The sequence below is a fragment of the Kocuria salina genome (genome assembly GCF_013368965.1).
In the GTDB taxonomy this organism is placed as follows: domain Bacteria; phylum Actinomycetota; class Actinomycetes; order Actinomycetales; family Micrococcaceae; genus Kocuria; species Kocuria rosea.
Genome location: NZ_SSSF01000005.1, coordinates 244,108 through 259,054, shown reverse-complemented (window position 1 = coordinate 259,054; position 14,947 = coordinate 244,108). Strand labels below are relative to the sequence as shown.

10 protein-coding genes are annotated in these 14,947 nt (G+C 72.5%); 4 read left to right on the top strand and 6 right to left on the bottom strand.

What is annotated here, in order from left to right; genetic code table 11:
• The first annotated feature begins 70 nt into the window (after positions 1-70).
• A complete protein-coding gene (locus E7Z53_RS12090; RefSeq protein WP_368826764.1) occupies positions 71-1,261 on the top strand; it encodes an ROK family protein in 1,191 nt (396 codons plus the stop codon).
• Positions 1,262-1,331: 70 nt separating this feature from the next.
• Here the strand turns inward: E7Z53_RS12090 and E7Z53_RS12085 are convergent, their stop codons facing one another.
• The 6 genes from E7Z53_RS12085 to E7Z53_RS12060 all read right to left on the bottom strand — a co-directional run bounded on the left by E7Z53_RS12085 (position 1,332) and on the right by E7Z53_RS12060 (position 11,340).
• A complete protein-coding gene (locus E7Z53_RS12085) occupies positions 1,332-4,412 on the bottom strand; it encodes a glycoside hydrolase family 2 TIM barrel-domain containing protein (RefSeq protein WP_176337847.1) in 3,081 nt (1,026 codons plus the stop codon).
• Between the two features lie 92 nt (positions 4,413-4,504).
• A complete protein-coding gene (locus tag E7Z53_RS12080; RefSeq protein WP_176337846.1) occupies positions 4,505-5,641 on the bottom strand; it encodes an ABC transporter ATP-binding protein in 1,137 nt (378 codons plus the stop codon).
• A gap of 117 nt (positions 5,642-5,758) precedes the next feature.
• Positions 5,759-7,171: an ABC transporter substrate-binding protein gene (locus E7Z53_RS12075; protein ID WP_176337845.1), complete on the bottom strand. Its 1,413-nt coding sequence runs from the start codon at positions 7,169-7,171 to the stop codon at positions 5,759-5,761.
• 9 nt (positions 7,172-7,180) lie between these two features.
• Positions 7,181-8,176, bottom strand: a complete 996-nt coding sequence (locus E7Z53_RS12070; protein ID WP_176337844.1) for a carbohydrate ABC transporter permease — start codon at positions 8,174-8,176, stop codon at positions 7,181-7,183.
• A gap of 15 nt (positions 8,177-8,191) precedes the next feature.
• Positions 8,192-9,121, bottom strand: a complete 930-nt coding sequence (locus E7Z53_RS12065; protein ID WP_176337843.1) for a carbohydrate ABC transporter permease — start codon at positions 9,119-9,121, stop codon at positions 8,192-8,194.
• An 8-nt stretch (positions 9,122-9,129) separates the two neighbouring features.
• On the bottom strand, positions 9,130-11,340 hold the full coding sequence (locus E7Z53_RS12060) for an alpha-galactosidase (protein ID WP_176337897.1): 2,211 nt from the start codon (positions 11,338-11,340) through the stop codon (positions 9,130-9,132).
• Positions 11,341-11,601: 261 nt separating this feature from the next.
• On the opposite strand from E7Z53_RS12060, the gene E7Z53_RS12055 reads away from it, so the two are divergent.
• Genes E7Z53_RS12055 through galK form a run of 3 tightly spaced genes read left to right on the top strand, consistent with a single transcriptional unit; the run spans position 11,602 to position 14,782 of the window.
• On the top strand, positions 11,602-12,387 hold the full coding sequence (locus E7Z53_RS12055; RefSeq protein ID WP_176337842.1) for a DeoR/GlpR family DNA-binding transcription regulator: 786 nt from the start codon (positions 11,602-11,604) through the stop codon (positions 12,385-12,387).
• A complete protein-coding gene (galT, locus tag E7Z53_RS12050; protein WP_176337841.1) occupies positions 12,384-13,526 on the top strand; it encodes a galactose-1-phosphate uridylyltransferase in 1,143 nt (380 codons plus the stop codon). The genes E7Z53_RS12055 and galT overlap by 4 nt, the downstream gene beginning before the upstream one ends.
• Positions 13,523-14,782, top strand: coding sequence for a galactokinase (galK, locus tag E7Z53_RS12045; protein WP_176337840.1), 1,260 nt, complete (start codon positions 13,523-13,525; stop codon positions 14,780-14,782). Before galT ends, galK begins: the two co-directional genes overlap by 4 nt.
• Positions 14,783-14,947: the final 165 nt, after the last annotated feature.

Below are 14,947 nucleotides of genomic sequence, written 5' to 3'. Positions count from 1 at the left end.
AAATACACGGCTTAGATTTATTATCTGGACTATTATGTGGATCACAGTTCGGGAGAGTCAAGGGGTTCAGGTGGGTCGTACGGGAACATCGCCGCAGCTGCTGCGCCGGACCAACACGGTCGCGGTCCTGGAGGTGATGCGCGAGGCGGGCGTCGTCACCGTCACGGAGCTCATCGCCGCCACCGGCCTGGTGCGCACCACCGTCATCGCCGTGTGCGACGACCTGCTGCGGATGGGCTGGATCGAGGAGCTCGAGGGGGCCTCCGACGCCCAGGTCGGCCGGCCCGCCCGCCGCTTCCGGTTCCGGGACCGGGCGGGCTTCGTGGTGGGCGTGGACGTCGGCGAGGCCAAGACCACCGCCGTGGTGGCGGACCTGCGGGGCCGCGTCCTGGGGCGCACGACCCGTGCCTTCGCCGACCCCGCCCCGGCACGGCGCCTGGCCACCGTGGACGACGCCGTCGACGGCGCGCTCGCGGACGCGTCCGTCGTCCCGGGGTCGGTGCTGGCCGCCGCGGTGGGGATCGCCGCGCCCGTTGACCGCGGCGGCAGGATCTCCCACGGCCAGCCGTTCTGGGCGGCCTTCGACCTCGGGCTCGAGACCCGGCTGGAAGAGCGCCGCGGGTGGCCCGCCCTGCTGGCCAACGACGCCAACCTCGCGGCGATGGCCGAGCGCTGGCGCGGGGCTGCTGCCGGGGTGGACGACCTCGTGGTGATGCTGGCGGGGGAGCGGATCGGCACCGGGGTGATGGAGGCCGGCCGTCTCCTGCACGGCCGCTCCGGCGCGGCGGGCGAGCTCGGCAGCCTGACCCTGGTCGAAGGGGTCGGCAGCCCGGACGGCATCGCCGCGCTGTGTCGGGCGTGGGGTGCCGAGGCGGTGCGGCCCGGGGCGCCGGAGACCGCGCTCCGGGAGCTGGCCGGGCCGTCCGGGGCCGTCGAGGCGGAGGCGGTGTTCCGTGCCGCCGCGGGCGGCGACGAGGTCGCGCAGCAGATCCTCGATCGCCTCGCCGAGCGGCTCGCGCGGGTCATCGGCCTGCTGGGCACGCTCTTCGACCCGGAACTGGTGGTCATCGCCGGTGCCGTGGCCGAGTCCGCGGGCGCGCTGCTGGGACGGATCGAGGACCTGCTGCCCCGCTTCACCGCCACGCCCCCGCGGGTGGCGGTCTCGGTGCTCGGGGAATCGGTGGTCTCCGTGGGGGCAGTCCGTCTGGCCCTGGACCACGTGGAGCGCCACGCCCTGGACCTGGAGCTCGCCGGCCGCTGAGGCTCAGGTGGCGGCCGAGGTCCGCCGTCCCCGGCGCGCCCGAGGACTGTCGCGAGGCCCCGCAGCGTGCTCACCGGGCAGGCCGTCTCCGCACGGTGTCGGGTGCCTCGGGCTCGAGGACCAGGTCGAGCCGGGCGCTGCGGGCGTGCAGCCGCGCCGAGCGTGCGATGTCGACGCCGCAGGAGCGGCTGCCGAGACCGTGGTGGCCGACGTCGAGGTGCAGGAACCAGTCGCGTCCGGCGGTGTCCGGCAGCTCGTGCGGGTGGGCCGCAGCCATGAGCTCCTCATCCCGGTATGGAGTGAGCGTCCACTGCAACCCCCGGGGAGCGGGCGCTCCGTCCAGTTCGGTGCTCAGGGTCTGCAGCCGCAGGCGGGTGCCGTCGGCCAGTGGAATGCTGAGCCGGTGCGCGCGGGCGCGGTTGCCCGAGGCCTGCGGGCGGGCGCCGGGATCGGCCAGGCCCCGGGCCGGAAGGCGGTGCGTGCCGTACCGCGCGGCGGCGCAGGCATCGGGATAGGACTGGTGCGGGCCGTCGCCGTCGAACTTCACCTCCCCGTCGGGATCCACGGGCAGGGACAGGACACAGCCCACCCGCGCGAGGGGGACGTCCAGTTCGGGGAGCTGCCAGGACAGTTCCAGGCGCCGGGCGCCGGGGCGGTCCGTGGCGCTCCAGCGGTGGGTGAGCCCGAACGGCGCGGTGCGCAGATCGGCGCCCGGTGCGGCCCACAGGGTGCGGACCGTGCCCGCCGGCGCGCCGGGATCGTGAGGCAGAGTGCGTGGCTGGAGACGGTGCAGACCGTGGTCCAGCCAGCGCCGGGCCGTGGAGACCACGATGCCCGGCGTCGCCGTGGCGTCGCGGGGGTCGGTCCCGGTGTAGCCGTGCCAGTCCGTGTCGTCCCCGTCCGGGGACGGCCGCCACAGTTCGCGGGTCGGCTCGATGGTGCCGGCGTCGTTGTCCGTGGGCGCGCGGAACACGCAGAGCACGGGACCGCGGACCCCGGACGGTGCCGTCGCGGCCGGCCCTGGTGTCCCGGAGGCGACGGCCGGCGGGCCGGTGAGCTGGGCGTCACGCCGTCGTGACCCGGCCACAGGACTGCGGGCCTCCACGGTCACCTCGAGGTGCTCACCGGGCCCAGGGACCAGGGGCAGGGGCACACGGCTGCTGCGGCGGGGCGGCAGGTTGCCCGCCTCCACCGTGCCCGTCCTGAGCGTCTCCACAGCGGTGCCGCGCAGCGTCCAGTGCAGCCGCAGGCCTGTGAGCACGGTGTGGTCGTACCCGTTGCCGACCACCGCGTGCCCGGGGCCGAGCTCGAGGCGCAGCGGGTCGATCACCGCCGCGTACTCGAGCAGTCCCGGGCCGGGGAGGCCGTCGGCGGTGCACAGTCCGTCGAGCACGAAGCTGCCGTCGTGCAGGGGCTCCCCGAAGTCGCCGCCGTAGGCGAGGAACGGGACGCCGTCGGGTGTGACGGTGGTGATGCCGTGGTCCTTCCACTCCCAGACGAAACCGCCGCACGCGCGGGGGTGGGTCCGGAAGATCTCCTCGTAGTCGGCCAGGCCACCGGGGCCGGTGCCCATGGCATGGGCGTACTCGCACAGCACGAAGGGCATCCGGGCGATCCGGTTTGACCCGGCGGCATCCGTGGAGGGCACGGGCTCGCCGGCGGCGATGCTGCGGGTCTCGCGCGGCGTCGGGTACATGCGGGAGTAGACGTCGGTGTAGGCCGCGTCGTGGTCGCCCTCGTAGTGCACGGGGCGGTCGTCGTGCCGGCGCAGCCACTCCGCGGCCGCGGCCAGGTTCGCCCCGGTGCCTGATTCGTTGCCCAGGGACAGCATCACGACGCTCGCATGGTTCTTGTCCCGGTGCCACATCCGGGCCGTGCGGTCCAGGTAGGCCTCCCGCCACGCGGGGTCGTCCGAGGGGTTGCGCGCCCAGCCCTGGTGGACGAATCCGTGGGTTTCGAGGTCGCCCTCGAGGACGACCCACAGCCCCATCTCGTCGGCCAGGTCGAGGGCGTGGTGCGCCGGTGGATAGTGGCTGGTGCGCACCGCGTTGACGTGATGGTCCTGCATGAGCCCGTACTCGCGCCGGGTGAAGTCGGCATCCACGGCGCGGCCCCGGCGCGGGTGGAACTCGTGCCGGTTGACGCCGCGGAAGCGCACCGGGGCGCCGTCGATCTCCAGCACGCCGTCGGTGGAGATGGCGACGCGGCGGAATCCGGCGCGGTGGGTGACCGTCTGCCCCCGGGCGCGCAGGACGACGCCGTGGAGGTGCGGGTCCTCGGCGGTCCAGGCGCGCACGACCCCGACGGGCAGCTCCACCCGGTCGGGGCCGTCCACGGTGGTGGAAAGGCCGAGCTCCGGGATCTCCACGTGCACCGGGAACGCGTCCGCGGGGGCCGTGATCCGGCAGCCCAGGACGCCCTCACCGGTGGCCGGGTCCCGGTCCGCGGTGAGGTGGACGTCGTCGATCCCGCCGTGCACCTCGCCGAGCACGCGAACGTCGCGGAAGATCCCAGGGAGCCACCACTGGTCCTGGTCCTCGAGGTAGGACCCCGCGCTGAACTGGTGGACCCGCACCACCACGGTGTTCTCCCCGTCCCAAACGAGGTCGGTGACGTCGAACTCGTGGGTGAGCCGGGAGCCCATCGCCTGGCCGGCCCACCGTCCGTTCACCCACACCCGGAAGGCGGACTCGACGCCCTCGAAGCGCAGCAGCACGGCACGCAGGTCCGTCCTCGCGCCGCCGGTGAGATCGGCGAGCACGAAGCGCGTGCGGTGGTCGCCCGTCGGGTTGGCGTCCGGGACGTGCGGCGGGTCCACGGGGAAGGGGTAGACGACGTTGGTGTACCAGGGGGTGCCGAACCGCCGGTCCCCGTCGAGGTGCTCGAGCACCCAGTGGCCGGGGACGGGGATCCGGTCCGGCCAGGCGGTGTCCGGTGCTGTCGGGTCGGGGCAGGCCGAGACGGCGTCGGACGCCGAGGGGAACCAGCGGAAGTCCCACGCGCCCGCCAGGGAGAGCTCCGGCCGGTCGGAGGTGAGGTGCGCCCGCGGGGGAAGGGACCCGCGGGATCCGTCGGGGTGGGTGAACCACCACGGGTCCACGCGGGCATCGGCGGTGCTGCCGGTGGTGCTGCCGGTGGTGCAGGAATGCATGGGCCTCGGTGCTCCGGATCGGATCGGACGCGGACGATGTCGTGTGCGGGATGGCGCGGATCGGCGGGACCCGCGGTCGGTCCGACCCGCGGTCAGTCGGGGAGGCGGGTGCCGGTGGTGGTGTCGAAGAGGTGGACGTGGTCCAGGTTCGGGGCGACCCAGATCGTGGCTCCAGCCCTGGGCGGGGTGCGGCCCTCGGCCCGGACGATGAACTCGTGCGTGGTGGGGTCATCGGCCGTCCCGGTGGTGGGGTCCACGGGCACGATCGCGTTGGCGGCGGTCACCGGGGCGAGGTGACCGTAGACGAACGCGTCGGCGCCAAGCTCTTCAACGACATCGGCGACGATCGGCAGACCGGTGCCCTCGGCGGCCGGGGCGAGGTCCTCGGGGCGGATCCCGACCGTGACCTGGGACCCCCTCAGGGCGGAACGCTGGGCGGGGCTCAACGGGACCCGCACCGTGCCCAGCTGGGCCCCGGCCTCGGTGACGGGCACCCGGAAGAGGTTCATCGCCGGGGACCCGATGAACCCGGCCACGAACTCGGTGGCCGGCCGGTCGTAAAGCTTGCGCGGGGTGTCGACCTGCATCAGGTGCCCGTCCTTGAGCACCGCGACCCGGTCGCCCATGGTCATCGCCTCGACCTGGTCGTGGGTCACGTAGACCGTGGTGACGCCGAGCCGGCGGGTGAGGGAGGCGATCTGGGTGCGGGTCTGCACGCGGAGCTTCGCGTCGAGGTTCGACAGCGGCTCGTCCATCAGGAACACCTGCGGGGACCGCACGATGGCCCGGCCCATGGCCACGCGCTGGCGCTGCCCGCCGGACAGGGCCTTGGGCTTGCGGTCCAGGTAGTCGGTGAGGTCCAGTATCTTGGCGGCATCTTCGACCCGGCGCCTTCTCTCCTCAGCACTGATCTTGGCGATCTTCAGGGCGAAGCCCATGTTCTCGGCCACGGTCATGTGGGGGTAGAGGGCGTAGTTCTGGAAGACCATGGCGATGTCGCGGTCCCGGGAGGGGACGTCGGTGACGTCGCGGTCGCCGATGTAGATGTTGCCGCCGGTGACCTCCTCGAGGCCGGCGAGCATCCGCAGGGTGGTGGATTTGCCGCACCCGGAGGGGCCGACCAGGACGAGGAACTCCCCGTCGGCGATGTCCAGGTTCAGGTCGGTGACCGAGGGGCGCTCGGCCCCGGGGTACTGACAGGTCACGTTGGCGTAGCGCACAGAGGACATGGTGGGTGGTTCCTTTCGGAGTGCCCGCAGGGACTGCTGCCGGCGAGGGTGGGGCGGCACCGGGTGGTGCCGGAGGAGGCAGGGCGCCGGGACGCCTGGTCCCGGCGCCCGAGCGGGTCAGGAGTCGTTGGTTTCGTCGGTCTCGAAGAGGACATTGACGGCGTCATTGATCTCGGTGAGCGTCGAGGCCGGTACCCGGTTGGCGTAGATGTCCTCCAGGGCCGGGTTCATCAGGGCCGACACGTCCGCGCCGAACTTGGTGACGGGGAAGTAGACGGTGTTGCCTTCTTCGACCGGGGCGATGAACGGCTCGGGGTCGATGCCCATCTGCCGGTAGGCCTCCGCGGCGAGGGGCGTGGCGTCCTGGCGGGAGGGGAAGACCACGCCGGCGCGGGCGACCTCCTGCTGGCACTGGGCCGAGCCCATGAACGCCGCCCACTGGGCCGCCCCCTCGGGGTTGTCGGTGTCCTTGACGATCGAGTCGGCCAGACCGTTCAGCATGGTCGTGGCGGTGCCGTCGGGTCCCACCGGGGTGCGGGCGGTCCCCACGGGGAAGTCGTCGATGCCGGCGTAGGTGCTGATCATCCAGGCCCCGTCCAGCACCATGGCCGCCGATCCCGAGGCCAGCTGGGCGTTGACGCCCTCGGCGGCGTTGAACTGCCCGTAGTCGGGCATGTATCCCTTGTCGGCCAGTCCGAAGTACCAGTCGAGGGTCTCGTGCAGGGCGGGATCGTCCAGGTTGTAGTGGTCTCCCCACAGCGGCTCGTCGGTGACCCGCCAGCCGTTGGAGGCGGCGAAGGCCGACCACTGTCCCTGGCCGGCGGTGCTCCCGCCGGCCTCGGAGATGCCCAGGCCGTAGACGGCGACGTGATCCTTGTCGAAGCCCGGCTCGTCGCCGCGGACGCCGTTCTCGTCCACGGTCAGGTGCGCCACGAGGTCCTCGAAGCTGCCGCCGTCCTCGGGGTTCCAGCTCCAGCCCTCGAGGTCCGCGGGGGTCAGGCCCGCCTCGGCGAGCAGCTCCTCGTTGTAGAAGGCCGCGACGGTGTCCCAGTCCTTGGGCACGCCGTACTGGTGGCCGTCCGGTCCGGTCCACAGGTCCACGAGGCCGTCCTGGTAGTCCTCGGGGTCCAGCGCCGCGGTGGCCGGGTGCTCCTCCAGCGGGGCCAGGACCTCGAGCTCGGCGAACTGCGGGTACTTGGACACGTGGTTGGTGAACACGTCCGGGCCGGTGTCGGCGATGAACCCGGCGGTGAGCTTGGTCCAGTAGTCGCCCCACCCGGTCTGGGTGATGCGCACGTCCTGGTCGGGGTGCTCGGCCTCGAACATCTCGGCGCACTTCTGGTAGGCGGGCAGCTGGTTGGTGTCCCACATCCAGTAGTCGATGACGCCGGTGGCCGTGGCCTCGGCGTCGGCGCCCGCCCCGCACCCGGTGAGGGCGAGCAGCGGGACGGCGGACGCGGCCAGGGCCAGGCGCGTGCGGGTGCGTGGCGTGCGCCGGGGGTGGTGGGAGAGTGCGGGGTTGCGTGTCATGGTGAGCTCCTACTTGATGCCGCTGAAGCCGATGGAGTTGACGACGCGCTTGGCGAAGACCGCGAAGAGCAGGATCATCGGCAGCGCGGCGATGAGGGTGGCGGCCATCAGGCCCGCCCAGTCGGTGCCGGTCTGCGGGGACTGTGCCCGGAAGACGCCCAGGGCCACGGTGAGCACGCGGGAGGCGTCCGTGTAGGAGACCATCAGCGGCCAGAAGTAGTCGTTCCAGGCCGTCATGTACGTGAGGATGCCCAGGGTCGCCATCGGCGCCGCCGACATCGGCAGGACCACCCGGAAGAACACCCCGACCTTCGACACCCCGTCCAGCAGGGCGGCCTCCTCGATCTCGGCGGGGACGTTCATGAAGAACTGCCGCAGGAAGAACACCGCGAACGGGGTCATGAACATCGTGGGCAGCGCGATGCCGAGCATGGAGTCCACCAGTCCCAGCTCCTTGATGAGCACGAAGTTGGGCAGCAGGGTGAAGATGGCCGGCACCATCAGCCCGGCCAGGAACAGGCCGAACACCTTGTCCCGCCCGGGCCACTTCAGCCGGGAGAAGGCGTAGGCGGCCATGGCCGAGAACAACAGCTGGCCCGCGGTGATGAGCGTGGCCACCACCACGGAGTTCAGCAGGTAGCGCCAGAAGTTCAGCGACGTGCCGGAGCCGCCCTCGGCCAGGGCCTCCTCGGTGGACTGCATCCCCAGCACGCGTTCGAAGGCACCGAAGGTGAACTCCGGCGGCAACCAGGAGGACGGGTCGGCCTGGAGCCCCGGGTTCGTGGACAGCGCGGTGCGCAGCATCCAGTAGAACGGGAACAGTGTCACCAGGACGACGGCGATCAGGAAGGCCCAGGCGAGCACCTTGCCGGGGGCGATCCGCCGGCGCGATGCGCCCGGGCGGGCGGGGCCGGTGTCCGTGGGGTCCGCGGCCACCGGGGCTGCCGCGCCGGAGGGGCTGGGCGCGGCGCTTCCGGGCTGCGCGGGGGCTGGGGTCGGGTTCATCGGAGCTCCTCGGGATCAGGCCAGGTCCGTGGACCCGGCGCGGGTCAGACGGAACTGGAGGAAGGTGATGACGGCCAGGACCACGAGCAGGGCCACGGACATCGCCGAGGCGTAGCCGAACTGGAAGCGGCCGAAGGCCATGTCGTAGATGTAGAGTTGGAGCACGTTGGTGGCGTTGGCCGGCCCACCGGCCGTGGTCACGGCGACGGTGTCGAACACCTGGAAGGACCCGATCACCGTCATGATCAGCACCAGCGCCAGGATCGGACGCAGCAGGGGCAGGGTGATGGTGAAGAACGTCCGGACCTCCCCGGCCCCGTCGATGCGCGCCGCCTCGTAGACGGTCTGGGGCAGGGTCTGCAGACCCGCGAAGATCAGCAGGGCGGTGTAGCCCATGTGCCGCCACACGTTGATCAGCGCGATCGTGGGGATCGCCCAGGTCTCGTCGGAGAGGAACCCGATCCGGTCCAGCCCCACCCACGAGATGACCTGGTTGGCCACACCGAACTGGGTGTCGAGGATCCACAGCCACACGATGGCCGCGACCACGTTGGAGACCAGGTAGGGGGCGAGCACCACCCCGCGCAGGAAGGTGGACTGGGTGAGGTGGTGCATCATCAGCGCGATGAGCAGGGCGAACGTGGTCTGGATCCCGATGTTCAGCAAGACGTACTCCACCGTGACCAGCAGCGAGTCCCAGAAGATGGGGTCCTGCACGAGGCGACGGTAGTTGGCCAGGCCCACGAACTCCGAGGGGGTCAGCAGGTTGAAGCTGGTGAAGCTCAGCCAGATCCCGCGCACGGTGGGCCAGGCGAGGAAGACGAGGAAGCCCAGGGCCGCCGGGGCGATGAACAACAGGGCGATCCGGGTGTCCTGCCTGCCGCGCCGACGGGATCCTCCGGGCTCGCTCGGGCTGCGCCGGCGGGTGAGGGTGCTGGTGGACATGGTCTACCTCACTTCTGGGAAGAGGTCTCGACGGTGGGCTGGGCCTCCAGGTGGAGGATGCGCAGGGTCTCCGGCCACAGACCGGGGGCGTGGACACCGGCCGTCTGCAGGGACCGGCCGGAGAGCACGATGCCCTCCTCCCCGGGCCACCACGGCGGGCGGCGGAAGCCGTGCGGGTCGGTCCCAGGGGTGTCCTCCCGCACGCGCAGCTCGGCCCCGGGAGTGACGTCGCGCACGCGGTAGTGCCGGTCCGGGTCGAGGCCACGGAGCCGGAACCGGCCCACCGGCTCGACGTCGGGCAGGGCGGTGGCGACGACGGCGAACAGAGCCTCCGAGCCGTCGGCGGCGGCGACGCCGTGGATCTGCAGGGCCGGGTCGAAGGCGTCCAGCCGGATCATCCGGCCGGAGTGCAACAGCGCGCGGTGATCCTTGTGGAAGGCGACCCACTGGGCGAGCTCGGCCGATTCCTGCTCGGTGGCCTGGGTGAGGTCCCACTCGATACCGAGGTGGCCCCACACGGCGGTGCCGGCGCGGAAGTGCAGGGTGTGCACGCGCCCGGTGGTGTGCGAGGCGCCGGAGGCGATGTGCGATCCCATGAGTTCGGCCGGGATGAGCTGCTGGGTCCACCGGTGCATCTGCTGGCGCTCGAAGGGGTCGATGTCGTCGGAGGTCCACACCCGGTCGGTGTGCTCCAGGACCCCCAGGTCGATCCGGGCGCCGCCGGAGGAGCAGGACTCGATCTCCAGCTCCGGGAACCGCTCCTTGAGCTCGGCCATCAGCCGGTAGGTCGCCAGGGTCTGGGCGTGCACCCCGGGGCGGCCGTCGGGGTGGCTGCCGGCCTCGAGCAGGTCGCGGTTGTGGTCCCACTTGATGTAGGCGATCGGGTACTCCTCCAGCAGGGCCACCATCTGGTCGCGCACGTGCGCGTAGGCCTCCGGGATGCCGAGGTTGAGCACCTGCTGCCGGCGGGTCTCGGTGGGCAGACGGCCGCCCGGGCCCATAATCCACTCGGGGTGGGCGCGGGCCACGTCGGAGTCGGGGTTGACCATCTCGGGCTCGAACCACAGGCCGAACTCCATGCCGAGGCCGGTGACGTGGTCGATCAGTGGGGACAGGCCCTGCGGCCACACCTCGGGGGAGACCACCCAGTCGCCCAGTCCGGCGCTGTCGTCGCGGCGGGCGCCGAACCACCCGTCGTCGAGCACGTAGCGCTCCACCCCGGCGGCGGCCGCCCGGTCGGCCAGCTCGGTCAGCTTCTCGAGGCGGTGGTCGAAGTAGACGGCCTCCCACACGTTCAGCGTCACCGGACGGGGCCGGGACGGGTGCTGGGGGCGGGCCCGGAGCCAGTCGTGGAAGCGCCCGGCCTGCTCGTCCAGCCCCCGCCCGTACACCCCGTACAGCCACGGGGTGGAGTAGCTCTCGCCCTGTCCGAGTGAGACCTCGCCCGGCAGCAGCAGCTCGGAGCCGCCCAGCACCTGGTGGCCGTTGAACAGCCGCTCCGCCCACGTGCGGTGGTTGCCGGAGAACCCGGTGTGCAGGCCCCAGACCTCGCCGTCGGCGAAGCCGAAGCCCGGTTCGCCCACGGACAGGACGTAGGCGGCGTCGGCGCCGGTGCGTCCCTTGCGGCCCTCGCGCAGGTGCGTGCCGACAGTGAGCTCCCCGCGCTGAGGCACCCGCTCCTTGCTCCAGTGCCCGGCGAAGTCCAGGATCTCTCGCGCGTGGGTGGGCAGCGGGAAGATCAGACCCAGTTCCTGGACACGGTAGGAGCCCGCGGCGGTGTTCGTCAGCGTAGCCCGGCCCCGGAGCAGCCCCGAGGGCGTCAGCTCCAGCTCGATCGCCACGCGCAGACCCGCCGTGGTGTCTTCCGCCGCCACGAGCAGGCGGGCCGCGCCGGCGCTCACCAGGGCACCGTCGGTGACGACCTCCTGCGAGCCCGCCGGCTCCAGCCGGGCCTCTGACACCCGGAAGAACGGCGTCCACGCGGTGCCGTCACGGTCGCCCACCAGGCCCGGCCGCCCGGACCAGCCGGTGTGCAGACTGCCCAGCACATCGGTGCGCATCGGGACGTCCTGGTCATTGGCCGTGCGGTGGGCCACCGTGGCCTCCACGAGCACAGCGGCTTCGGCGGCGCCAAGCCCGGGCAGCTCCGCCCCCCAGTGCACCACCGAGGGCAGCAGCGCCTCGGAGAGGTCGACCAGGACCGAGACGCCTCCACTCATGAGGTGGACACGGCACGGTCCGGTCGGGTCAAGGGTGGTGGTCGGCTCGAGGGTCACAGCAGTCACGTCGGCTCCTGGGTGGTCATCGGGGAGTGGTGGATCCGGGCACTCGATCGACGCGATCGATCGATGTGTTCCACGTCATACTAGAAGCGACAGAACCGAACATCAAGCCTGTTGAAAAAAACAGTGACATGTTTGTATTGTGGTCCTAGTCACTCTTCAGTGACGACAGAACCTTTCACCGAGCCAGGAGAATCGATGTCCGAGATGCTTCCCGATCGCCGGCGGCGGGAGATCCTCGACCGCGTGCGCGCGGCCGGTGCGGTGCGGGTGGCCGACCTGGTTGCCGAGCTGGGCGTGTCCGACATGACCGTGCGCCGGGACCTGAACCGGCTGGCCCGGGACGGGGAGCTGCAGAAGGTCCACGGCGGGGCGAAGCTGCCGGCGGGATCCTCCGCGACCGAGCCGGGATTCACGCACAAGTCCGAGCTGCAGCTGCCGGAGAAGGCGGCGATCGCCGCCGCCGCCGAGGCCATGGTGGCCCCGGGCATGTCCGTCTCCCTGAACTCCGGGACCACGACCTTTGCGCTGGCTCGCGCCCTGCGCCGCGTCAGCGACATCACGGTGGTGACGAACTCCCCGCGGATCGCCGACGTGCTCCAGGACGCGCCTGCCACGGGCCAGACGGTGGTCCTGTTGGGCGGGGTGCGGACGCCCTCGGACGCCCTGGTGGGTCCGCTGGCCACCGCGGCGCTGCGCACCCTGCACGTGGACCTGTGCTTCCTGGGCGTGCACGGTCTGTCCGAGCGCGAGGGTCTGACCACCCCGAACATGATGGAGGCCGAGATCAACCGGCTCTTCCTCCAGCGCTGCGACCGCAGCGTGGTGCTGGCCGACTCCACGAAGTGGGGCCTGTCCGGCCTGTACCGCATCGCCGGTCTCGAGGAGGTCGACACCGTCGTGACCGACGACGGCCTGGCCGCCGCTGACCGCGAGACCCTGAGCCAGCACGTCCCCGACCTGCGACTGGAGCCCGTCCGATGATCTCTCCCGCCCCCGCCGAGCGCGCCGCCGCACTACTGATCGCCCACCGGACCCACCACCTCGCCGACGGGCGGGAGGCCGTGTTCTTCTCCGACCGCGGCACCCCGCCGGTGGAGCACGTGGTGGACCGCCGGCCCCTGGACGCCCGCTCCGGTGGCGGAGAGCTCCGCTTCGACCGGCTGACGGGGGAGTGGGTGGCGGTGGCCGCCCACCGGCAGGCGCGTACCTATCTGCCTCCGGCCGACCAGTGCCCGCTGTGCCCGAGCACGGGCGGGCGGGAGTCCGAGATCCCCGTCGAGGACTTCGACGTCGTCGTCTTCGAGAACCGCTTCCCCTCCCTGGGCCCGGAGCTCGGCGAGCTCCCGGCACCCGGGCCCACGGAGGAACGGGAGCTGTGGGGCACACCCGCCCCCGCCTACGGGCGGTGCGAGGTGGTCGTGTTCACGCCCGAGCACCAAGGGTCCTTCGCGTCCCTTCCGTTCGAGCGGGCGCGCACCGTGGTGGAGGCCTGGGCCCAGCGCACCGAGGCGCTCTCGGCCATGCCCGGGATCCGGCACGTCTTCCCCTTCGAGAACCGGGGCGAGCAGATCGGGGTGACCCTGCACCACCCGCACGGGCAGATCTACGCCTACCCCTACCCCGCCCCGCACGCCGCCCGACTGGCCGCCCGCTCCCGGGCCCACCTGGCTGCCACGGGGCGGGCCCTGATGGGCGAGGTCCTGGCCGACGAGACCGCCGCCGGGGACCGGATGGTGCTGGCGGGCGAGCACTTCTCCGCCTACGTGCCCTACGCCGGGCGGTGGCCGCTGGAGGTCCACCTGGTGCCGCACCGGCAGGTCCCCGACCTGGCGGCGCTGACCGGGGCCGAGCGGGACGAGCTGGCGGTCCTCTACCGCGATCTGGTGCAGCGGGTGGACCGGCTCTACGACACGCCGACCCCCTACATCGCCGCCTGGCACCAGACCCCCGTCACGACCGCGGACCGGGAGGCCGGCCGGCTGCACCTGCAGCTCACCAGCCCGCGCCGGGCCGAGGACAAGCTGAAGTTCCTGGCCGGCTCCGAGGCCGCCATGGGGGCGTTCATCAACGACGTCACCGCCGAGCAGACCGCCGCACGCCTGAGGGAGGCCGCACGATGACCGGACAGCACACCCCCCAGCCGGCCGCTCGGCAGGCAGGCCAGGACGACGCCGCCCGGGCGGAGGAGCTCTCCCGCCGCTTCGCCGAGGTCTACGGGCACGCCCCGGACGGGGTGTGGCGTGCCCCGGGGCGGGTGAACCTCATCGGGGAGCACACCGACTACAACGACGGCTTCGTGCTGCCCTTCGCCATCGACCGCTCGGCGATGGTCGCCGTCCGGCTGCGCCGGGACGCGGAGCAGGGGCGGCGGACCGGGCAGGGCGAGGACGCGACCCGGCACGACGTCGTCGACCTGGCCTCCACGTACGCCCCCGACGGCGGGGGGCTGTCCCGGGCCCGGTTCCGGATCCCCGGGCTCGCCCCCGGGGCAGTCGGCGGCTGGGGGGCGTACCCGGCCGGCGTGGTGCACGTGCTCGCCGGCCTCGACGGGGTGGAGGTGCCCGGGTTCGAGCTGCTGTTGGACTCGACCGTCCCCGTGGGTGCGGGCCTGTCCTCCTCGCACGCCGTGGAGGTCGCCACGATCGTGGCCCTGAACGACCTGCTCGGACTGGATCTGGACCGGCCGGCGATGGCGCGGCTGACGCAGCGGGCGGAGAACGAGTTCGTCGGCGCCCCGACCGGGATCATGGACCAGTCGGCCTCCCTGCGCGGCCGGGCCGGCGCGGCGCTGTTCCTGGACTGCCGCACCCAGGAGGCCGAGCTCGTGCCGCTGCCGGTGGCCCGGCACGGGCTCGCCGTCCTGGTGGTCGACACGAAGGTCGCCCACTCCCACGCCGACGGCGGCTACGCCGCCCGGCGCGCCTCCTGCGAGCGCGGGGCCGCCGCCCTCGGAGCGGCCTCCCTGCGCGACGTCCCGGACGGGACCGACCTGAGCGGACTGGACGAGGAGACCGCCCGCCGGGTCCGGCACGTGCTCAGCGAGAACCGCCGGGTCCTGGAGACGGTCCGGCGGCTGCGGGCCGGGGACGTCCGGGGCATCGGGGAGCTGCTGGTCGCCTCCCACGCCTCGATGCGGGACGACTACGAGATCTCCTGCCCCGAGCTCGACCTCGCCGTCGACGCGGCCCTGGCCGCCGGGGCCGCCGGCGCACGGATGACCGGCGGGGGCTTCGGCGGCTCCGCGATCGCCCTCGTGCCCGCGGCGCGGGCGGAGCAGGTCGGGAACGCGGTCGCCGAGGCCTTCGCGGACCGGGGTCACCGGGCGCCGGACGTCTTCGTCGTCGTGCCGGGGGAGGGTGCCGGCCGGGTGCGGTGAGGCGCGGATCCTCCGCAGGACGACGTCGGTGGCACCGCGCCACTGCTCCTCGGCCCCGGGCCCACTGGGCCCGGGGCCGGCGTCATCGCAGGGCGCACTCTTGACGTGCAGTGTGATCTGGATCATCCTTGTGTTCAAGATATAAACACAGTTGCCAACATATGG